Genomic DNA, 20430 nt, shown 5'->3' with positions numbered 1-20430 from the left:
GGGGACGGCCATGGCGACCGACACCGACGGAGCCGAGGCCCGCCCGGACACCGGCGCGCCCCCGACCCCCTCCGTCGGCGGCGTCCACTTCGTCAACGGAGACCGGGGCCGGCCGGCCGTGCCCCACGAGTCGTGGAGCCTGCGCCGCCGGGTGACCAGCCTGCTGACCGTGGTGGCGGTCGTCCTGGTGGTCGCCGTCTCGATCATCACCCTGGCCGCCTTCAGCGCCCGCGACTCCCTGGCCCTCCAGGTCGACGAGCTCACCCCGGCCGTCGGCTCGGTCGAGCAGCTCCGCTCCGCCTACCTGACCCAGGACCACGCCCTGCGGGGCTACATCCTCACCGAGGAGCGCGAGTTCCTCCAGCCCTACATCGACGCCCGCCTCAAGATCACCGAGGAGCGGGCGCTGCTGCGCGAGCTGGCCGACAGCCGCCGCGAGGAGGACCCGGTCCTGGCGTCGAACATCGACGCCCTGCTGCGCGCCGGGGAGATCTGGACCGACGAGTTCGCCGAGCCCACCCTGGAGCAGGTCGGCAACGGGCAGGAGCCCAGCCCGGACGACCTGCGCCGCGGCCGCGTCCTCTACCTGGAGCTCACCCGCTCCAGCGAGGCCGCCCTGCGCAACCTCCAGAACGAGATCGAGGAGGCCCGCAGCGGCCTGACCCTGGCCACCCAGCAGGTCGTCGCCCTGCTGGTGCTGGTCGGCCTGGTCGTGGTGTTCCTGTCGGTGTTCCTGTGGGTGATGCTCCAGCAGTGGGTGCTGCGCCCCCTGGAGGAGCTGGCCGGGCACATGCGCCAGGTGTCGGAGGGCTACTACGCCCACCGCATCTCCCTGCACGGCCCACCCGAGATCGTCCGCCTGGGCCGGGACGTGGACGCCATGCGCGAGCGCATCGTCCAGGACCTGGACGAGGTCGCCTCCGCCCGGCGCAAGCTCCAGGAGCAGTCGGCCCTGCTGGAGCACCAGGCCGAGGAGCTGCGCCGCTCCAACCTCGAACTGGAGCAGTTCGCCTACGTCGCCTCGCACGACCTCCAGGAGCCCCTGCGCAAGGTCGCCAGCTTCTGCCAGCTGCTCCAGCGCCGCTACCACGGGCAGCTCGACGAACGCGCCGACTCCTACATCGACTTCGCGGTCGAGGGCGCCAAGCGCATGCAGACCCTCATCAACGACCTGCTCGCCTTCTCCCGGGTCGGCCGCACCAAGAACTTCGCCGCGGTCGACCTCGACGCCGCCCTCGACGACGCCCTCAGCAGCCTGTCCACCCGCCTGGAGGAGACCGGCGCCGAGGTGGTCTGGGACGGCCTGCCCACCGTCCAGGGCGACCGCACCCTGCTCACCCAGGTGTTCTTCAACCTGGTGGGCAACGCCGTCAAGTTCCGCGGCGAGGAGGACCCGCGCGTCCGCATCGGCGTCGAGCGCCGGGGCGACGAGTGGATCTTCTGCTGCCAGGACAACGGAATCGGGATCGAACCGCAGTACGCCGAGCGCATCTTCGTGATCTTCCAGCGGTTGCATACCAGGGAGAAGTACACGGGAACCGGGATCGGCCTGGCGATGTGCAAGAAGATCGTCGAGTTCCACGGCGGCCGGATCTGGCTGGACACCTCGCACGGATCGGAAACCTCCGGTGAGGGGGAGGCCCCCCGTACCGGAACGCGCATATGCTGGTCTCTGCCCGTCGACCCCGGGCAGGAGGAGACCGCGGAAGCGGACGGCGCACCCGCCGCCCGGGAGGCGCTCGCCGACGACGGGGTTCAGGAGGCCGAGACCGCCCCGGCGGCCCCGGCACCGACGGCCGCACGGTGGTCCACGGGTCGGGGCGGACCGGAGGCGGACGCGTCCGGGGGTGATTCCCCCGGGGCGACCTCCACCGCGCCGGTGTCCGATGGCGGTACGGTTCCCCCCGACGACGGGGCGGACCCTGACAGGGGTTCTGAGGCTTGAGCGAGGTCATGTTGGTGCATCCCATCGAGGTGCTGCTGGTCGAGGACGACCCGGGCGACGTCCTCATGACCAAGGAGGCGTTCGAGGAACACAAGCTGGGCAACCGCCTGCACGTGGTCTCCGACGGCGTCGAGGCCCTGCGCTTCCTGCGCCGGGAGGGCGAGTACGCCCAGGCCCCGCGGCCGCACCTGATCCTGCTCGACCTCAACCTGCCCCGCAAGGACGGGCGGGAGGTCCTCCAGGAGGTCAAGAACGACGAGGAGCTCGCGCACATCCCCGTCGTCGTGCTCACCACCTCCGAGGCGGAGGAGGACGTGCTGCGCAGCTACCGCCTGCACGCCAACGCCTACGTGCCCAAGCCGGTGGACTTCGACCAGTTCATCAAGGTCGTGCGCCAGATCGACGACTTCTTCGTCACCGTGGTGCGCCTGCCCAAGGGGTAGACGGCGTTACCGGACCGCGGCGAACGCGCCCGCCGCAGAGCGGGTGGCCGCGCCGGTTTTTCGTTACGGTAAGAGGTATGAGCCTGCCGGAACCCCGCCACCCCGACGGTCCCTACCGTGTCGGCGTGGTCTGCCTGGGCAACATCTGCCGCTCGCCGATGGCCGCCAAGGTGCTGGCCGCCGACCTGGAACGGGCCGGGCTGAGCGGCCTCGTCGAGGTGGACAGCACCGGTACCGGCGACTGGCACGTGGGCGGGGCCATGGACCCCCGGGCCGCCTCCACCCTGCGCGTGCACGGGTACCTCACCGACCACACCGCCCGGCAGTTCGACCCGGCCGACCTGGCCGGGCTCGACCTGCTGCTGGCCATGGACCTGGACAACCTCGGCGACCTGCGCCGCATCGTCGACCGGTACGGGGCCGAGTACGGCTTCGACCCGTCCCGGCTGCGCCTGTTCCGCTCCTTCGCCCCGGGGACGGGCCCCAACCCCGAGGTGCCCGACCCCTACTACGGCGGCGACGACGGGTTCACCGCCGTCCTCAACATGGTGGAGGCCGCGGCCAAGGGCCTGACCGGCGAACTCACCGCGCTGCTCAAGCAGCGGTAGCGGAGGCCGGGTGGAGGAGGGACCGGTGTGCGCCGCGGGGGGCGGTGAGGGCCGGCGCCGGGATCCGGTCAAGGGGACCATGGCGGAGCGGCTCACCGTCCTGCTGGGCCGTCCGGTGCGCCGGGCCGCGCGGGCCCAGCGCAGCCATGACTGGGACATCTCCTACGCGGAGCTGGAGGACGGCACCCGCCTGTTCGTGAAGTCGCTGCCGCGCAACGCCGCGCCCAGCGCGGTGCTCACCTCCGAGGCCCGCGGCCTGGAGTGGCTGGGCCGCGCCTTCGGGTCGCCGGTGCTGCAGCCGGTCGCCTGGGACGAGCGCATCCTGGTCCTGCCCTGGGTGGCGGAGGACGACCCCACGCCGGGCGCCGCCGAGCGCCTGGGCCGCCGGCTGGCCGGGCTGCACCTGACCGGGGCGGACCACTTCGGCGCCGACTGGCCCGGCTACGTCGGGCCCCTGCCGGCGGACAACACGCCGTCCCGGCACTGGCCGACCTTCTACGCCGAGCAGCGGCTGCGCCCCTGCCTGCGCCGGGCCGTCGACCAGGGCGGGCTCACCCCGTCCGACGGGCGCACCGTGGAGAAGGTGGTGGACCGGGTCGCCGACCTGGCGGGGGAGCCCGAGCCGCCCGCGCGCGTCCACGGCGACCTGTGGAACGGCAACGTGCTGTGGCGCGCCCGGGACGCCGTGCTCATCGACCCGGCCGCCCACGGCGGGCACCGGGAGGCGGACCTGGCCATGCTCACCCTGTTCGGCCTGCCCCACCTGGAGCGGGTGCGCGACGCCTACAACGAGGTGGCGCCGCTGGCGGCGGGCTGGCGCTCCCGGGTGGCCCTGCACCAGCTGTACCCGCTGCTGGTCCACGTGTGCCTGTTCGGCGCCGCCTACCGCACCACCGCCCTGGAAGCGGCCCGCGCCGCCCTCCGGGGATAGCGAGGGCGGCGCGGGACGCGGAGCGGGTCGCCCTATCCCTTGACGCTGCCCGCCAGGAGGCCGCGGACGAAGTGGCGCTGGAGGAGGAAGAACACCAGCAGCGGCACGACCATCGACACGAACGCGCCCGCGGTCAGCCGGTGCCAGGCCTCGCCGCGGGTGCCCGCCAGCTCGGCCAGGCGCACGGTGAGCGGGGCGGTGGCGGTGTCGCCGCCGGTGAAGATCAGCGCCACCAGCAGGTCGTTCCACACCCACAGGAACTGGAAGATGCCCAGCGACACCAGGGCCGGGGTGATGAGCGGCAGCACGATCCGCAGGAAGATGCGGCCGTGCCCGGCGCCGTCCACCCGGGCCGCCTCGAACAGGGTCCTGGGCAGCTGCGAGATGAAGTTGTGCAGCAGGAACACGCCCAGCGGCAGGCCGAAGACCGTATGCGCCACCCACACGTTGGTGAACGCCATCGCCCCGGTCAGCTCCCAGGCGGGCAGCACCTGGACGCCGCCGACGGTGACGCCCTGCGAGAAGAAGCGCAGCAGCGGCACCAGCGCCATCTGCAGGGGCACGATCTGGAGCGCGAAGATCCCGAGGAACACCCAGTCGCGTCCGCGGAAGTCGATCCAGGCCAGCGCGTACGCAGCCAGCGCCGCCAGGCCCAGCACGAACACCGTCGAGGGCAGCGTGATCACCAGAGAGTTGACGAAGTGGCTGGCCAGCCGGCCGTCGCTGGCGGAGCCGAACAGCACGTCCCGGTAGTTGTCCAGGGTCACCTGGGGCGAGGAGAAGAACGTCCACCAGCCGGTGGTGCGGATCTGGTCGGCGGGGCGGAACGAGGAGATGAACAGCCCCGCGGTGGGCACCGTCCACAGCACGGCGATGACCAGGGCCGCCAGGCTCGCCGCCGACCCGCTGAGCCTGCGCCGCACCCGGGCGGCCGGGCCCGCGTCGCGGACGTCGGGGATGGTGGGGGTGGAGGTCATGACAGCTCCCTCGCCTTGCGGGTGCGCCGGATCTGCAGGGCCACCAGCGGGATGACCAGGACGAACAGGAACACCGCCAGGGCCGACCCCTGGCCGGTCTGGCCCTGGGAGAACGCCTGGCTGTACATCTCGTTGGCGATCACGCTGGTGCCGTAGTTGCCGCCGGTCATGGTGCGGACGATGTCGAACACCTTCAGGGTCTGCACGGTGATGGTGATGAGCACGACCAGGAGGGTCGGCCACACCGACGGCAGGGTGATGCTCCGGAACAGCTGGAAGGGGCCGGCGCCGTCGATGCGCGCGGCCTCGACGATCTCGGCGGGGATGGCCTTGATCGCCGCCGACAGCACGACCATCGCGAACCCGGCCTGCACCCAGATGAGCACCAGGATCAGCAGGAACGTGTTCAGCGGCTGCTCCAGCAGCCACAGCCGCGGCTCGCCGCCGAACCACACGACGATCTGGTTGAACAGGCCGTACTGCTCCTGGTCGGCGGGCCGGTAGGCGTACACGAACCGCCAGATGATGCTCGCGCCGACGAACGAGATCGCCATCGGCATGAACACCAGGGACTTGGCGACCGGCTCGAACCGGGACCGGTCGACCAGCACCGCGTAGACCAGGCCGATCGCGGTGGCGAGCAGCGGTGCGAACGCCACCCACAGCAGGGTGTTCCACAGCACCTGGAGGATCTCCGGGCGCTGGAACATCCAGATGTAGTTGGCCAACCCCACGAACTCGTCGCCGGAGCGGTCGTGGAAGGACAGGTAGGTGGTGCGCAGGACGGGGTAGACGAGCCCGCCCGCCAGCAGGAGCAGTGCCGGGGAGAGGAAGAGGACCGCCTGCCACCGGTCGCGCCGGGTGCGGGGCACGTCGACGAGGAGCAGCAGCAGGCCGATGACGCCGAGGAAGGCGGCGATCCCGATGAGCATCCACACGATCTTGGGAAGCTCGTCCAGGAACGAGAACTCCATGGGTGGGGCCCCTTGTGATCTCGGGGAGAGGGAGGGAGGGGTGGGAAGGGCGGAGGGGACGGCGGCGGGGCCGCCGTCCCCCGGGTCCGTTACGGCCAGGCGGACTCGATGGTCTCCAGGACGTCCCCGGTGGAGGTGCCGGTGACCCAGTCGACCATGCCGTTCCAGAACACGTTGGTGCCCACGGAGGAGGGCATCGCGTCACTGCCGTCGAAGTGGAAGACGGTGTCGGGGGACAGCAGCACCTCGGCGGCGAACTGCGAGGCCGGGTCCTCGATCACGGTCGGGTCCATGTTCCGGTTGGCCGACACCCAGGCGCCCTGGGAGGCGCGGCTGTTGGCGTACTCGGGGGTGGACAGGTACTCGTGGACCGCGGCGACCTCGGGGCGGTCGGCGAAGGGCACGGCGAACTCGCCGCCGCCCATGACCGGGACCTCGGCGCCCGCCTCCATCGGCGGCATGACGAAGCCGTACACGTCGCCGTCCTCGGCGACGGTCACGCCCTCCTCGAACTGCGCGGAGTAGAACGACCCCATCAGGTACATGGCGCAGCCGCCGTCGAGCAGCGGCAGCCCGGCCTCCTGGAAGGAGGTGACGGCGATGCTCTCCACCTCGCCGAAGGTGCCGTTGACGTAGTCGGGGTTGCGGACGATGTCGCCGGCCAGCTCGAACGCCTCGGCGACCTGCGGGTCGTCGAAGGGGATCTCGTGGGAGACCCACTGGTTGTAGACGTCGGTCCCGGCGCTGCGCAGCAGCGCGTTCTCGATCCAGTCGGTGCCGGGCCAGCCGGTGGCGTCGCCGGACTCGAAGCCCACGCACCAGGGCTTGGTGCCGGACTCGGCGATCGTGTCGCTGAGCTCGATCATCTCGTCCCAGGTCTGGGGGACCTCGTAGTCGTTGTCGGCGAAGTAGGTCGGCGAGTACCAGACCATCGACTTCATGTTGGCGCCGTAGGGGGTGCCGTACAGCTCGCCGTCGAAGGTGGCGTAGCCGAGCCAGTCCTCGCCCCAGCCCTCCTCGGCGTTGGCGCGGACCCCGTCGGCGACGGGCACCGCGTAGCCGTCGTCGACGACCCGCTGGAGCAGGCCGGGCTGGGGGATGAGGGCGAGGTCGGGGGCGTTGCCGCCCTCCAGGCGGATGGGCAGCTGGGCCTCGAACTCGCCGCTGCCCTCGTGCTGGATGTCGATGCCGGTGCACGCTTCGAAGTCGGCCCAGGAGCGGTCCATCCGCTCGGCCTCCTCGTCGCGGATGGAGGAGTAGATGCTGACGGTCCCCTCCACGTCCGACCACGCCTCGAAGGGGGCGCAGTCGACGTCGGCGGCGTCCGTACCGCCCCCGCCGCCTTCACCGCTCAGGTAGGAGCAGCCCGTGGCGAGGAGGACGGCGCTCCCCGCCGCGGCGACCAGCGCCAGGTGACGGCGGTTCCCGGATTCTGTTCTCGGCATGGTTCTCCCTTGTGCGAGGGGACATGTGACTCGGGGCACGTTGAAACATGATGCAATCCGCATTGCATGAAAATGTCTACAAAATCCGCAAATACTTTCGTAACGATGCCGAAACGCCCTGGTCACCGCCCATGACCCGACGTTCCGCCGGGTGCGCGGCACACCGGGCCCGCGCGCTCCCGCGCCCGGGCCACCGCGCCGTAAATTGGGGACATGTCCAACGCACCGCAGGTCCCCGAGCATGACGGCCCCGAGCTGCACGTCGCCCTCATCGGCTACGGCAAGGGGGGTGAGGTCTTCCACGCCCCGGTCATCGAGGCGGTCCCCGGACTGCGCCTGTCCGCCGTGGTGACCGGGAACCCCGAGCGCGCCCGCACGGTCCGCGAACGCCACCCGGACGCCACCGTGTACCCGACCGTCGCCGACCTGTGGGCCGACGCCGGGCGCTACGAGATCGCCGTCGTCACCACCCCCAACGACACCCACGCCCCGCTGGCCCGGGCGGCGCTGGAGGCGGGCATGTCCGTGGTGGTGGACAAGCCGTTCGCGCTCACCGCGGGACAGGCCCGCGAGCTCACCGACCTGGCCGAGAAGCTGGGCCGGGTGCTCACGGTGTACCAGAACCGCCGGTGGGACGCGGACTTCCTGACCCTGTGGAACCTGGTGGAGGAGGGCGTGCTGGGCCGGGTGCACCGGTTCGAGTCCCGGTTCGAGCGCTGGCGGCCGCGGGCCAAGGGCACCTGGCGCGAGAGCGGCGCGGTGGAGAACGGCGCGGGGCTGCTCTACGACCTGGGCCCGCACCTGATCGACCAGGCGGTGAACCTGTTCGGGCCGGTCTCGTCGGTCTACGCCGAGGTGGACACCCTGCGCGAGGGTGTGCAGGCCGACGACGACGTCTTCCTGTCGCTGCACCACGCCCGGGGCACCCGCTCCCAGCTGTGGATGGGCGCGCTCACCGCCCAGGCCGGCCCGCGCTTCCGGGTGCTGGGCGACGCGGGGGCGTTCACCAGCCACGGCATGGACGGGCAGGAGGCGCGCCTGCTCGCGGGGGAGAGCCCGACCGCCGAGGACTGGGGGGTGCTGCCCGAGTCGGCCTGGGGGCTGCTGGGCGTGGACGGGTCCACCCGGCGGGTGCCCTCGGCCCGGGGCGCCTACCCCGAGTTCTACGCGGGCGTGCGCGACGCGGTGGGGGAGGGCGAGCCGCTGCCGGTGGACCCGCACGAGGTGATCCACGGCCTGGAGGTCATCGAGGCCGCCCGGCGCAGCGCCCGCACGGGCACGGTCGCCGCGCTCCCGGGGCGCTAGGGGGCGTCCGGCGGGTCGTTCCGGGGTGCGGAGACCGCGTCGCGGGTGAACCGCACCAGGTGGTCCCGCAGCCGCTCCGGGTCGGGCCCGGAGCCGCCCCCGCCGAGCACCAGGCGGGCCAGCTGCGGGGTGATCTGCGGCCACGCGGCCATGCCGATGAGGGTCAGCAGGATCAGCCGCACCTCGGCCTCGGGCACCCCGCCGCCCAGGGCCTCGGAGAGGGAGGCGGTCTTGGCGTCGTAGAGGCGGGCGCGCTCCTCCTCGCCGGGCAGGGGCGAGTCCCCGTAGTGCAGGGCCTCCCAGAGGAAGAGGCGCAGCAGTTCGGGGCGGGCTCGGTGGTAGTCGAAGACGCGCGCGACGTACTCGCCGGGGTCGGCGTCGTCGGTGAGGGTCACGGCCCGGGAGAGCTCGTCCAGGGCGTCCGCGACCACGTGGCGGAAGAGCTGCTCCTTGTCGCCGAAGTGGGCGTAGATGCGCTGCTTGTTGACCCCGGCGCGCTCGGCGATCCGGTCCACCCGGGCCCCGGCGATGCCGTGTGCGGCGAATTCCTCGCGCGCCGCCCGGAGGAGGAGGGCGCGGGTGTTCTCGGTGCGGTCGGCGTTGCGCATCCCCCGATCGTAGGCCACCACCAACCGGTTGGTTTCTCGACTGTTGACAACCAACCAGTTGGTTTTTAATGATGGTGCCATGCCCTCACCACAGACCACCGACAGGACCGCCCGGGGCCCGGGAGCGTCCGCGCACCCCCTCGCCGTCCCGGCCCTGGCCGTCACCGGCGTCCTGGTCGTCGGCCAGCTCTACGCGGTCCTCCCCGTCCTGGGACCCGTCGCCGCCGACTGGGACACGGACCGCTCCACCGCGGCCTGGGCGGTGACCGCGTTCGCCGTCGCCTACGCCGCCGGCTTCCTCGCCTGGGGGCCGGCCGCCGACCGCTACGGACCGCGCCGGGTGATCCTCCTGGGAGCCCCCGCCACGGCCCTGCTGACGGCCGCGCTCCCGCTGGCCCCCGACGCCGTCTCCGGCCTGGCCCTGCGGGCGCTCCAGGGGCTCGCGGCGGCCTCCTTCGCCCCCGCCGCCTTCGGGTACGTCGCGGCCCGCGTCCCGGCGCACCGCCGGGTCACCGCCATCACCTGGCTCACCAGCTCCTTCCTCGCCTCCGCCGTCATCGGACAGCTCGCCGCCCAGGCGGTCGGCCAGGCCGCGGGCTGGCGCTGGGTGTTCTTCGCCGGAGCGCTCTGCCTGGCCGCGGCGGCGCTGCTCCTGCGGTTCGCGCTGGCCCCCGACGAGGCGCCCGCCGACACCGCCGCCGGAGCCCCCGGCGGCATCCCCGCCCTGCTGCGCACCCCGGGGCTGCCCGTCCTCTACGGCGCCACCGCCACGGTGCTGCTCGGCCTCGTCGCCGTGTACGGCGGGCTGGAACTCGCCGGTCCGGACGGCCCCGCCCCGGACCCGGGCGCGCTCCTGGCCCTGCGCGCGGGCGCGCTGCCCGCCATGTTCGCGGTCCCCCTGCTCTCCGGTGTCCTGGCCCGCTCCGCCCCCGAGGCCAGGATCTGCGCCTCCCTGGCCGGGGCGGCGCTCACCGCCGCCCTGCTCGCCCCGTTCGCCGACGCGGGCCCCCTCGCCGTGGGCGTTCTCCTGGCGGTCCTCGCCGGGTGCGTCGCCGTCGCCGCCCCCGCCCTGGTCCAGGCCGTCGGGGCGCGGGCCGGACGGGCCCGGGCCACCGCCACCGCCCTGTACACCTTCGCGCTGTTCGTCGGGGCGGGCGCGGGACCGCAGCTCGCCGCGGCCCTGTCCGGGCGGGGCTTCGCCGCCGTCGCGCTGGGCGCGGCCGCGGCCCTCGCCCTGGGCTGCGCCCTCTCCCTGGCGCTCCTGCGCCGCCCGCGGCGGGGGGAGTGAGCCCTTCCGCCGGTGCCGTTCGGCCCCGCGCACGCCCGTACGGGCCTATGTTGGAGGGAGGTTACCCGAGCGTTTCGCCGAAGGAGACTCCCGTGGCCCAGGTCCTCGTGGTCGCAGACGACCTCACCGGTGCCAATGCGACCGGGGCCCGGTTCGCGCGCACCGGGATGCGGGTGGCCACCGTGACCCCCGAGCACGTCAGCCGGGTCGCGGGGGACTACGACGTGGTGGTCGCCAACCTCGACAGCCGGCACGTCCCCGCCGAGCAGGCGGTCGACCTGATCGCCGACGTGGTGGAGGCGGTCTGGCCGGTGGGCCTGGTGGTCAAGCGGACCGACTCGACCCTGCGCGGCAACGTCGGCGCGGAGCTGGAGGCCGCCTACCGGGAGGTGCGCGAGCGGGTGCCCGCGGGGACCCGGGTGCGGGTGCTGCTCGCCCCGGCCTTCCCGGGGAGCGGGCGCACCACCGAGAACGGCGTCCAGCTCCTCAACGGGGTCCCCCTCCAGGACACCGAGCTCGCCCACGACCCGCTGCACCCGATGACCACCGGCGCGGTCGCCGACATCGTGGCCGCCCAGTCCGGCCTGGCCGTCCGGCACGTCCCGGTCCGCCAGGTCACCCAGAGCATGCTCACCGCCGAACTGCTGGCGGGGGACGAGCCGGTGGTGTTGTGCGACGCCACCAGCGAGCAGCACCTCACCGACATCGCCGAGGCCGCCGCGGCCGCCCACCACGACGACGGCACCGTATGGGTCTCGGTCGACCCGGGGCCCACGGGGGCGCTGCTCGCCTACGCCCTGCGGCTGCGCGGCCAGGCGGGCACCCGCGGGCCCCTGCTGGGGGTGGTGGCCAGCACCACCGACCTGACCCGGCGGCAGCTGGCGACGGTGGCGCGCACCGGCGCGGTCCGCTTCGTGGACCTGGACGCGGTGGCCTTCGCCGACCCCGACGGGGACCACGCCGACGAGGTCGCGGCGGAGCTGACGGAGAAGCTGCTGGCGTCGGGGTTCCCGGACGTGTGCGTGCTGCGGGTGGTCACCACCTCCGAGCGGGTGCGCGCGCTGCCGGGGCGGGTCAGGGCCGAGCTGCCGGTCCGCATCGCCCGGCTGGTCGCGGACACCGTCCAGGAGATCGCCGACAGCACGGGCGCGCACGCCCTGCCCAGCGGGCTGTACCTGACGGGCGGGGACCTGGTCTCGGGGCTGTTCGACGAGCTGGGCGTGCACGCCTTCGACGTGGGCGGAGAGGTGGTCCCCCTGGCGGTCCACGGCCACATCACGGGCGGCCCGCTCGACGGGACGCCGGTGGTGGCCAAGGGCGGCCTGGTGGGCGACGACATCACCCTGGTCGAGTGCCTGGCCAAGCTGCGGCGCGCCGTCCAGGCGCGGCTGCACCAGGTCCACTCGGAGGTCTCCGAGCACGTGGTCCCCACCCTCGTCCACGACCCGGCCTGACCGCCCGGCCGCGGCCGGGCGGTCAGGCCGGGCGGCGGCCCCGGAGGGGTCCGGGAGCGCCGCCCGCCGGCGCGGTCAGCGGGCCGGGGAGGCGCCCAGGTGGTTCGCGGCCAGCTTCCCGACGCGGTCGGCCAGGACGTCCGGGAACTCCAACGGCCCCATGTGCCCCGCGCCCGGCACCTCCACGACCTCCGCGCAGTCCTGCACCAGGGAGGCGATGTGGTGCGCGTGCCAGGGCGGGGTCATGCGGTCCTCGGCGCCCGCCACGACCACGGTCGGCGCGGAGATCGCGCGGACCGTCGCGTCCAGGTCCAGCCGGTTCATCATGTCGCCCCAGCGGCCGCGCGCGACCGGGTTGCAGGCGTGCACCATGCGCGCGCACAGCCGCACCATGCGCGGGTCGGCGCCCGGGCTCATCGCGATGAACTTCAGCGCGGCCGTGGTCGCCGGGTTGCGCGGGCCCAGCGGCAACGGGGCCCGCAGCGTGAACGCGGCCGCCGCCGACCGCCCCAGGACCTTGGGCAGCGGGATCGCGGTGGTCCTCCCGGTCAGCTGCGTGCACCCGGTGTTGGTGAGCAGCACCGCCGCGGCCTTCTCCCGGAAGACCTCGCGGTCCCCCGCGGCCATGACCGTCATCCCGCCCATGCTGTGCCCCGCCACCACGGCGCGCTCGCCGTCCGGGACGGTCGCCGCCAGCACCGCGCACAGGTCGTCGGCCAGCTTCTCCTCCCCGTACCCGGCCGGGGTCAGCGGCACCGGGGTGCGGCCGTGCCCGCGCTGGTCGTACAGCACCACCCGCAGGTCCTCGTCGAGCAGCCGGACCACGGGCCCCCAGGAGGCCAGCGACGTCGCCCAGCAGTGGGAGAACACCACGGTCGGGCCGCTCGCCGGGCCGCGCACCTCCACGTGCAGTTCCGTGCCGTCGTCGGAGACCACCCGCGTCTCGCGGGCCGGACCCAGGTGTCGGATCGCCATCGGGATACCTCTCGTTCGGGGGTTCAGTCGAGCAGGTCGCTCAGGTCGATCTGCGGGACCGGGTAGGGCGGGGTGCCCGAGCCGCTCACCGGGTGCCCGCCCCACAGGTTGGGCTCGGCCAGGGCCGCGACCCCCTCGTGCCCGTCCGGGGTGCGGATCAGGACGGTGCGCACCCCGTTCTCGTAGGCCGCCGTGACCTCCGGGGAGGGCGACAGCCGCCCCGACCACCGGTAGTCGCCGGTGAGGGGGGAGAAGTGCCCGGCCACGTGGCACCGCGCGGTGATCGGCTCGGCCGAGGGCGCGCCGTCGCCGCCGAGGGGGACGAGGCTCACCTCGCCCCGGTACTCCTCTTCGTCGTCGTCGAAACCGCTCATCGCATCCTCCTTCGCTCAGGCGGCCGCGCGGGCGCCGCGGTCGACCCTCAGGTCGTAGTTGTGCGGGTCGAACCAGCGGGTGCGCAGCGCGAAGTCCCAGGTGAAGGTGGGCCACAGGGTGGTGTTGCGCCCCTCCTCGTTGAGGTACCAGCTGTCGCAGCCGCCGGTCACCCAGACGGTGCCCTCCATGCTCCTGGCGACCATCTCGTTGTAGGAGCGCTGCGCCTCCGGCCGCACCTCCAGCCGGTCCAGCCCCTGGCGGCACAGGTACTTGAGCGCCTGGAGGGTGTACCGGATCTGGGCCTCGATCATGAAGACCTGCGAGGTGTGGCCCAGCCCCGTGTTGGGGCCGGCCAGGATGAACGCGTTCGGGAACCCCGCGATCGTGGTGCCGCGGAACGCCTGCACGTTGCTCCCCCAGTGGTCGGCCAGGGACCGGCCCTCGGAGTTGAAGATCCGGTGGGCGACCGGCGGGTCGGTCACGTGGAAGCCGGTGCCCAGGATGATCGTGTCCACCCTGTGCTCGGTCTCCCGCCCCGCGGCGTCCCTGGTGACGACCGAGTCCGGGCGGATCTCGGCGATCCCGTCGGTGACCACGTCCACGTTGGGCTGCGCCAGCGCGGGGTAGTAGTCGTTGGACATCAGGATGCGCTTGCACCCGGCGCGGAAGTCCGGGGTGACCTTGGCTCGCAGCGCGGGGTCCTTGATGCTGCGGGCGATGTTGGCCCGGCCCAGCCGCTCCACGACCGACAGCAGCCGGGGGTTCTTGGCGAAGCCGAGGATGTAGGTCTCCCGCCCCCAGTAGATGCTCTTGCGGGCGATCTGCTGGGTGAGGGGCAGGTTCCGGTACAGCCAGCCCTCGGCCCTGGTGATGTCGCGGTCGTGCCGGAACATCACCCAGGGCGCGGTGCGCTGGAACAGCGACAGCCGCCCGACCTCGGGCTGGATCCGCGGCACGAACTGGATGGCGGAGGCGCCGGTGCCGATCACGGCCACCCTGCGGCCGGTGAGGTCGTGGCCGTGGTCCCAGTCGGCCGAGTGGAACATCCGGCCCTCGAACGTGTCGATCCCCTTGATGTCCGGCAGGGCCGGGTCGGCGAGGGGGCCGGCGCCGCTGACCAGGAACTGGGCGGTGAACGGCCCCCGGGAGGTCTCGATCCGCCAGCGGTTGCCCGCGGGGTCCCAGTGGGCGGAGAGCACCTCGTGGCCGTAGCGCACGTGCCTGTGGATCCCGTACTCCCCGGCGACCCGCTTGATGTAGGCGAAGATCTCGGGCTGGGGGGAGAAGGTCCGGCTCCAGGTGGGGTTGGGCGCGAAGGAGAAGGAGTACAGGTGCGAGGGGACGTCGCAGGCCGCACCCGGGTAGGAGTTGTCGCGCCAGGTGCCGCCGACGTCGTCGGCCCGCTCCAGGACCACGAAGTCCCTCGGGTCCCGCAGCCCTGCCTGCTTGAGCCGGACGGCCATGCCGAGCCCGGCGAACCCGGACCCGATGATGGCCACCCGGAAGTGCGGTGGTGCGTCGGTCACTGTCGATCCCTTCGTGCGACCGGCCCGCGCGAGGGGTCCGCTGCGGGCCGGGGGGTGTGGTCCCCCGGGGGCGTGGCGCGTTACGCCCCCGGGGGAGTGCCGCCCCGGAGGGAGGTGGCGCGTTCCGCCCTCCGGGGAGCCGACTCCCGGGAGCGTGGCGCGTACGCCCCCGGGAGGCCGGGTCCGCCGTCGGAAGGCGTGGCGCGTTCGCCTTCCGACGGCGGGGTCTGGGGTGGGCGCCGGGGCGCCCGGGGAGGTCAGCGGCCCAGCAGGCCGGCCTTCCTCCAGAAGTAGCGGCCCAGGCCGGTGATGGCCCCGGCGGTGTCGAGCGTGCCGACGACCTTGCGGGCCGCCCAGGTCTTGGTGTCGGTCCAGTGCGGGTTGGCGTGCGCGGCCCTGTAGGCCTCGCGGGGGTCCAGCCCGACCTGCTCGTAGACCTTGGGGTTGATCAGGCGGGTCGCCGAGTAGTAGGTGACCAGGCCCAGCACGACCTTGCTGTAGGCCTTGTTGAGGGCGCCGCGCCGGACCCAGTCGCGCTGGAACTCCTCGCGGGCGTAGCGCATGTGCCGCGCCTCCTCGGTCACGTGGATGCGCGCGACCGAGCGGACCAGGGGCAGGATCTGCTCGTCCGGGATCGCCTCCCGCTGGAGCTGGTCCAGGACCTCCTCGACGAACAGGGCGCCGGCGAAGATCAGCGGGCCGTGGGCGATCGCCTTGAAGAGGCGGCCCAGGTGGTAGGCGACCGGGTCGAGCCGGTGGGTGTGCCAGCCGAGCTTCTCCACCATCTTCGCGAACATGACCGTGTGGCGGCACTCGTCGGCGATCTCGGTGTAGGCGTACTGGACGTGCAGCGTGGTGGGGTCGTTGCGGTACGCGTGCCGCACCAGCATCTGCATGAGGATGGTCTCGAACCAGATGCCGATGGTCGCGACGCTGGCGACCTCCAGGCGGCTGAGCTCCTTGCGCTTCTCCTCGCTCAGGGAGTCCCACAGCGGGGTCCCGTAGATGGAGATCCGCTCGGGGCGGATGGCCCACATGTCGGGGTCGACCGGGGCGTCCCAGTCGATCTCGACCAGCGGGTCGAAGGAGGCCTTGGCCGATCCGCGCAGGAGGCGCTTGGCGATGTCCTCCCGGTCGGTGATCTTGGGCTTGGCGGTGATCTCTGCGGTCATTCTCGTCCTCCTCAGGACGCCGTCGGCTGGGGTACGGGGCTGCCGTGACGTGCGTGGAGTCCCCGGGCGATCTCCGCGTCGGCGAAGGCGCCGCCGGCGAGGAGCAGACCGATCCGCAAGTCGACGATCTGCTCCGTGGTGCCGGGGAAGTACCGGAACAGGTGCAGTCCGGCGGTTCCGAGCGCGGTGGAGGCCACGTCGCGCGGTGCGTGCCTGGCCCCGGCGGCCCGGACCACGGCCATGACGGTGTCGCGTTCGGTCTCGGCGGGGACGAGGCCGTCGAGCGCGACGCCGGTGGCACGGGAGCTGTTGTGGATCGGGGTGTCCACGTAGCCGGGGTAGACGGTGGTGACCCCGATGTGGGAGCCGTACTCGGCGCGCAGGCAGTCCGCGTAGGCGGTGACGGCGCGCTTGGACACCGTGTAGGCGCCGGCGAACGGCAGCTGGAGGTTGGCGAGCAGGGACGCGGTGATGACGACGCGGCCGTGGCTGCGGAGGAGGGCGGGCACGGCGGCCGCGGTGACCCGCCAGGTGCCCAGCAGGTTGACCTCCAGGGCCTGGTGGACGTGGACGTCCGGGGCCTGGCCGACGTCGACGGCCGGGCCGACGCCCGCGTAGTGGATGAGCAGGTCCAGCCGGCCGTCGAGGCGTTCGAGGGCCTCGGCGATGCCCTGGCGCACCTGCTCGTCGTCGGTGATGTCGCAGCCGATGACGCCGGGGGCGGGCTTGCGGTCGATGCCGATGACGTTCACTCCGAGGTGCCGCAGGACGGCCACCGTGGCGCTGCCGAAGGCCCCGGAGGCGCCGGTGACGATGGCGTTCAGGCCTGGCAGCCTGCGCAGATGGCGCGGCAAGGGGGTCGTCATGTGATCTCCTCCACAGTCATTGCCGGAACGTTACAACGAGCATTGTCACAATGCAATGGGGTGAAGCCGGAAATTTACTCGCGAGTAGGTTCACCGTCCGTCGCCCCCGGTGTGCGGGGCGTGCCGGAGGCCGGGGTGTGGCGGTGGAGGGTTTCGGGTGGCCGAGAAGAGGGATTGGGGAAGTCCTCGCGCGGTCGAAGGGACGCGGTGTGTCACGGAACCGCGATCCGATCCGGCGGAGGGATGTTCCCCCTCGGGGCGGATGTGCGGGTTCTTGCACTCGTGTCGCAAACCTGACAGCGTCTGTTGTCATGGTCGTTAGCGTCCGCACCGGGAAGATACTGACAAGTAGCGTTCGCGGGTGTCTCTAGGCTGGAGCCATGGCCGAATACCGTATAGACGAACTCGCCCGGCTGGCCGATACGACGGTGCGCAACGTCCGGGTGTACCAGGACCGGGGGCTGCTCGCCCCGCCCCGCCGTGAGGGCCGCGTGGGCATCTACTCCGAGGCGCACCTGGCACGTCTGCGGCTGATCGGCCAGCTGCTGCGGCGCGGGTACACCTTCGCCAACATCGGCGAGATGTTCCAGGTCTGGGAGCGCGGCGGCGACCTCTCCGACATCCTCGGCTTCGAGTCGGCGATCGGCGACGCCTGGAGCGACGAGATCGCCGACTACCTCACCCTGGGCGACCTGCGCGAACTGTTCGGCAAGGGGGTGAACCCCAAGACCATAAAGCGCGCACTGGACCTGGGGGTGATCGAGCGCGACGGCCTGCGCTTCCGGGTGCCCAGCCCCCGCCTGCTGCACGCCGGCGTCGAGCTGGTGCGCATGGGCATGACCGTGGGCTCCGTGCTCGACATCGCCGAGAACCTGCGCGACAAGATCGGCCACGTCGCCGAGCACATGACACGCCTGGTCGCCGACCACATCATCGCCGAGTACGCCCCCGGCACGGTGCTGCGCACCGAGGACCCGGCCGAGGTCGCCGAGGTCATCCGCAAGGTCCGCCCCCTGGCCCAGCAGGCCGTGGACGCGGTGCTGGCCCAGGAGATGGCCGTCCAGCTCACCAACGTCATGGGCGAGCACTTCGCCGACGCCATGGAGCTGCTCAACAACGAGCGCGAGCGCCTCCCCGTGCCCGCCCCCGCCCCCGACGCGCAGGGCTGACCCCCGCCCCGCGCCGACCCCTCCGCGCAGACCCCGCCGGCCCGGCCGCGGACGCTCCCCGTCCGCGGCCGGGCCCGCACCTCCTCAGGCCGAGACCGGGATCCAGGGGTGCCGCTGGGCCAGGTACGCCCCCCGGACCATCGCCTCCTTGTAGACGGCGGCCGCACGCCCGGTCAGGATCCGTTCGACCGGCGAGTCGTCCGCGCGCACGAACTGGATGAGCCCCCGCCGCCGCCCCAGGCTGAGGCACTGGTTGAAGTAGCGGAACCGCATCGGCCGCACCGGCCGCCCCGCCAGGTGCGCGGCCATCGACTGCACGGCGTGCTGCGCCCCCGGGATGCCCGTGGCGCAGGCCATGCGCAGCTCCCGGCCGTCGGACCGGCGGGCGGCGGGCGGCGGCCGCGTCCCCGACCCCGTAGACCTCGGGGTGGGAGACCGAGCGGAGCCCCTCGTCCACCACCATCCGCCCGGCCCCGGTGACCTCCAGTCCGGCCGCGCCGGCCGGTTCCGGCACCCGGAACCCGGCCGTCCACACCGTGGTGTCGGCGGGCACGAGCCGCCCGTCGGCGCGCACCGGCCCCTCGGGTGGGACCTCCGCCGCCGGGGAGCCCTCGTGGACGCGCACCCCCAGGTCGGCGAGGACGCTCCGCAGGTAGCGGGCGCCCCGGGCGGACAGGTCCGCGCCCGCGGCGCGCCCCGTGACCAGGTGGACCTCCAGCTCCGGGCGGGTCTCGGCGAGTTCGGTGACGGCCTCCAGCCCGGTCAGCCCGCCGCCGACGACGGCCACCGACCGGGCGCCCGCCAGCCGGGCGCGCAACCGGTCCCCGTGGTCGGCCTCGTTGACGGAGTGCAGGTGGTCGGGGAGCGGGCCGGGGCCCACCCCCGGCGGCCGCCCGGACCGGCTGCCCAGGGCGTTGACCAGGAGGTCGTAGCCGAGCGGGCCCCCGCCGCGCAGGGACACGGTGCGCCGCTCCGGGTCCAGGGACTCCACCCGGTCCACGACCAGGTCGACCCCGGTGCCCGCGAGCAGGGCGGACAGCGGGCGGGGCGGCAGGGCCTGCCCGCTCGCCCACTGGTGCAGGCGGACGCGCTCCACGAACCGGTCGCGCTCGTTGACCAGGGTCACCCGCACCCCGGGCAGGCGGCCGGCCAGCTTGGCGGCGACCAGGCCGGTGTACCCGGCGCCCAGGACGACGACGTGGGTGCTCATCGGCCGCTCCCCGCCGGGAACGCCACCAGGGGAGCGGGGTGCCCGGCCGCGACCAGGTGTTCCTTCCACACGGTGCTCACCGTGAAGTGGTTGTCGAACCTCTCCCGGGTGTCCAGGATCCGCTGCGGATCCTCCAGTCCGCGCCGCACCCGGTCGGCGATGCGGAAGTAGTCGAACCGGTCGGTGGCCGGGCTCTTGGCGATGAGGACGTCCGCGGGGGCGTCGGCCGGGGTGGCCCAGGCGTGCACCGCCCCCGCCGGGACCAGGAGCACGTCGCCCGCGGCCAGGGCGACGACCTCCTCGTCGACCAGGACGTCCAGCGCCCCGTCCAGCAGGAAGAAGGTCTCGGGGGCGCGGCGGTGGTAGTGCGGGGGCGGCCCGGCGGTCCCGGGGGACAGGCGGGTGCGCACGGCGTTCAGGGCCGAGCCCGTATGGTGCGCGTCCAGCAGCAGGGTGGTCGTGTCGGCTCCGGCTCCGAGGGTCTCGGCCTCGGCGCCCCGCACCAGCAGGGGGCGGGTGGGAAGGGGCATGGCGCACTCCTTTTGGTTCGCCGCCTTATAGTAAGTGGAGTGATAGTAAGGCAGCTAACTATCAGGGGTCAATAAGATCCCCCCATGAACGACCGCCCCGCAGCCGACGGCCCCGCCGACCCCATGGACACCATCGCCGCGCAGTGGCGGCGTGAGCGCCCCGACCTGGACCTCTCCGCGCTTGGGGTGCTGGGGCGGCTGTCGCGGGCCGCAGCCCTCGTCTCCGCGCGGGTCGACGCCGTCCTGGCCGAGCACGGCCTCCGCGGAGGCGAGTTCGACGTCCTGGCGGCCCTGCGCCGGGCGGGGGAGCCCTACACGCTCATCCCCTCGGAGCTGGCGGACACCCTGATGATGACCCGGGCGGGCATGACCGGGCGGATCGACCGCCTGGAGCGGGCCGGGCTGGTGGAGCGGCGGATCGACCCCGCCGACCGGCGCAGCTTCCTGGTGGCGCTCACCGCCGAGGGCCTGCGGGCGATCGACGGGGTGCTGGCCGACCACGCCGACAACCTGGCGCGGATCACCGGTGTACTGGACCCGGAGACCGCGGACGGGCTCGACCGGGCCCTGCGCCTGATGCTGCGCGGGCTGGAGGGCTCCCCCGGGGCCGGGTGACCCCGGGGGAGGCG

The 20430-nt window shown here is 73.2% G+C and carries 20 protein-coding genes and 1 pseudogene; 9 read left to right on the top strand and 12 right to left on the bottom strand.

What is annotated here, in order from left to right; translation table 11 throughout:
* Positions 1-10: 10 nt before the first annotated feature.
* The 4 genes from KGD84_RS25455 (at position 11) to KGD84_RS25440 (ending at position 3927) form a co-directional block, all read left to right on the top strand.
* Positions 11-1945 (top strand): sensor histidine kinase, encoded by a 1935-nt coding sequence (locus KGD84_RS25455; RefSeq protein WP_220562888.1) that lies wholly within the window; start codon positions 11-13, stop codon positions 1943-1945.
* Positions 1946-1953: 8 nt separating this feature from the next.
* The gene (locus KGD84_RS25450) at positions 1954-2388 is read left to right on the top strand and encodes a response regulator (RefSeq protein WP_220565310.1); all 435 of its coding nucleotides are present in this window, start codon (positions 1954-1956) and stop codon (positions 2386-2388) included.
* Between the two features lie 77 nt (positions 2389-2465).
* Positions 2466-2996 (top strand): low molecular weight protein-tyrosine-phosphatase, encoded by a 531-nt coding sequence (locus tag KGD84_RS25445; RefSeq protein WP_220562887.1) that lies wholly within the window; start codon positions 2466-2468, stop codon positions 2994-2996.
* Between the two features lie 10 nt (positions 2997-3006).
* Entirely contained in the window at positions 3007-3927 is a 921-nt protein-coding gene (locus tag KGD84_RS25440) for a fructosamine kinase family protein (protein ID WP_255646805.1), read from the top strand.
* Positions 3928-3959: 32 nt separating this feature from the next.
* Here the strand turns inward: KGD84_RS25440 and KGD84_RS25435 are convergent, their stop codons facing one another.
* The 3 genes from KGD84_RS25435 to KGD84_RS25425 all read right to left on the bottom strand — a co-directional run bounded on the left by KGD84_RS25435 (position 3960) and on the right by KGD84_RS25425 (position 7323).
* Positions 3960-4904: a carbohydrate ABC transporter permease gene (locus KGD84_RS25435; protein WP_220562885.1), complete on the bottom strand. Its 945-nt coding sequence runs from the start codon at positions 4902-4904 to the stop codon at positions 3960-3962.
* Entirely contained in the window at positions 4901-5878 is a 978-nt protein-coding gene (locus tag KGD84_RS25430) for a carbohydrate ABC transporter permease (RefSeq protein WP_220562884.1), read from the bottom strand. Before KGD84_RS25430 ends, KGD84_RS25435 begins: the two co-directional genes overlap by 4 nt.
* 89 nt (positions 5879-5967) lie before the next feature.
* Positions 5968-7323, bottom strand: a complete 1356-nt coding sequence (locus tag KGD84_RS25425) for an ABC transporter substrate-binding protein (protein ID WP_220562883.1) — start codon at positions 7321-7323, stop codon at positions 5968-5970.
* A 213-nt stretch (positions 7324-7536) separates the two neighbouring features.
* On the opposite strand from KGD84_RS25425, the gene KGD84_RS25420 reads away from it, so the two are divergent.
* Positions 7537-8628 (top strand): Gfo/Idh/MocA family oxidoreductase, encoded by a 1092-nt coding sequence (locus KGD84_RS25420; protein ID WP_220562882.1) that lies wholly within the window; start codon positions 7537-7539, stop codon positions 8626-8628.
* Here the strand turns inward: KGD84_RS25420 and KGD84_RS25415 are convergent.
* Entirely contained in the window at positions 8625-9236 is a 612-nt protein-coding gene (locus tag KGD84_RS25415) for a TetR/AcrR family transcriptional regulator (protein WP_220562881.1), read from the bottom strand. The two genes, KGD84_RS25420 and KGD84_RS25415, sit on opposite strands and share 4 nt — an antisense overlap.
* Before the next feature lie 79 nt (positions 9237-9315).
* Between KGD84_RS25415 and KGD84_RS25410 the strand changes: the two genes are divergently transcribed.
* Both KGD84_RS25410 and KGD84_RS25405 read left to right on the top strand, forming a co-directional pair.
* Positions 9316-10524 (top strand): MFS transporter, encoded by a 1209-nt coding sequence (locus KGD84_RS25410; RefSeq protein ID WP_220562880.1) that lies wholly within the window; start codon positions 9316-9318, stop codon positions 10522-10524.
* A gap of 92 nt (positions 10525-10616) precedes the next feature.
* Positions 10617-11978 (top strand): four-carbon acid sugar kinase family protein, encoded by a 1362-nt coding sequence (locus KGD84_RS25405; RefSeq protein ID WP_220562879.1) that lies wholly within the window; start codon positions 10617-10619, stop codon positions 11976-11978.
* Between the two features lie 75 nt (positions 11979-12053).
* Here the strand turns inward: KGD84_RS25405 and KGD84_RS25400 are convergent, their stop codons facing one another.
* From KGD84_RS25400 to KGD84_RS25380, 5 genes are all read right to left on the bottom strand, one after another.
* Positions 12054-12953, bottom strand: a complete 900-nt coding sequence (locus KGD84_RS25400) for an alpha/beta fold hydrolase (RefSeq protein WP_220562878.1) — start codon at positions 12951-12953, stop codon at positions 12054-12056.
* Positions 12954-12976: 23 nt separating this feature from the next.
* Complete coding sequence (locus KGD84_RS25395) at positions 12977-13327, bottom strand: DUF4873 domain-containing protein (RefSeq protein WP_220562877.1); 351 nt, start codon at positions 13325-13327, stop codon at positions 12977-12979.
* A gap of 15 nt (positions 13328-13342) precedes the next feature.
* Positions 13343-14854: a flavin-containing monooxygenase gene (locus KGD84_RS25390; protein WP_220562876.1), complete on the bottom strand. Its 1512-nt coding sequence runs from the start codon at positions 14852-14854 to the stop codon at positions 13343-13345.
* 257 nt (positions 14855-15111) lie between these two features.
* A complete protein-coding gene (locus KGD84_RS25385; RefSeq protein ID WP_220562875.1) occupies positions 15112-16026 on the bottom strand; it encodes an AurF N-oxygenase family protein in 915 nt (304 codons plus the stop codon).
* Positions 16027-16037: 11 nt separating this feature from the next.
* Positions 16038-16892, bottom strand: a complete 855-nt coding sequence (locus KGD84_RS25380) for an SDR family NAD(P)-dependent oxidoreductase (protein WP_220562874.1) — start codon at positions 16890-16892, stop codon at positions 16038-16040.
* Positions 16893-17272: 380 nt separating this feature from the next.
* Here KGD84_RS25380 and KGD84_RS25375 point away from each other — a divergent pair, with 380 nt between their 5' ends.
* Positions 17273-18061, top strand: coding sequence for a MerR family transcriptional regulator (locus KGD84_RS25375; RefSeq protein ID WP_220562873.1), 789 nt, complete (start codon positions 17273-17275; stop codon positions 18059-18061).
* A gap of 84 nt (positions 18062-18145) precedes the next feature.
* Here the strand turns inward: KGD84_RS25375 and KGD84_RS25370 are convergent, their stop codons facing one another.
* The 3 genes and pseudogenes from KGD84_RS25370 to KGD84_RS25365 form a co-directional block, all read right to left on the bottom strand.
* Positions 18146-18418: a hypothetical protein gene (locus KGD84_RS25370; RefSeq protein ID WP_220562872.1), complete on the bottom strand. Its 273-nt coding sequence runs from the start codon at positions 18416-18418 to the stop codon at positions 18146-18148.
* Between the two features lie 79 nt (positions 18419-18497).
* Positions 18498-19271, bottom strand: a pseudogene (locus KGD84_RS33870) (NAD(P)/FAD-dependent oxidoreductase); the annotation flags it as partial.
* Positions 19268-19801 (bottom strand): cupin domain-containing protein, encoded by a 534-nt coding sequence (locus KGD84_RS25365; RefSeq protein ID WP_220562871.1) that lies wholly within the window; start codon positions 19799-19801, stop codon positions 19268-19270. The gene KGD84_RS25365 and the pseudogene KGD84_RS33870, both read right to left, overlap by 4 nt.
* An 84-nt stretch (positions 19802-19885) precedes the next feature.
* On the opposite strand from KGD84_RS25365, the gene KGD84_RS25360 reads away from it, so the two are divergent.
* Positions 19886-20416, top strand: a complete 531-nt coding sequence (locus tag KGD84_RS25360) for a MarR family winged helix-turn-helix transcriptional regulator (RefSeq protein WP_220562870.1) — start codon at positions 19886-19888, stop codon at positions 20414-20416.
* Positions 20417-20430: the final 14 nt, after the last annotated feature.

Origin of the sequence: Nocardiopsis changdeensis (genome assembly GCF_018316655.1) — a bacterium.
GTDB lineage: Bacteria > Actinomycetota > Actinomycetes > Streptosporangiales > Streptosporangiaceae > Nocardiopsis > Nocardiopsis changdeensis.
Note: the sequence above shows the minus strand (reverse complement) of the source record. Positions and strands in the feature narration are given on the sequence as shown.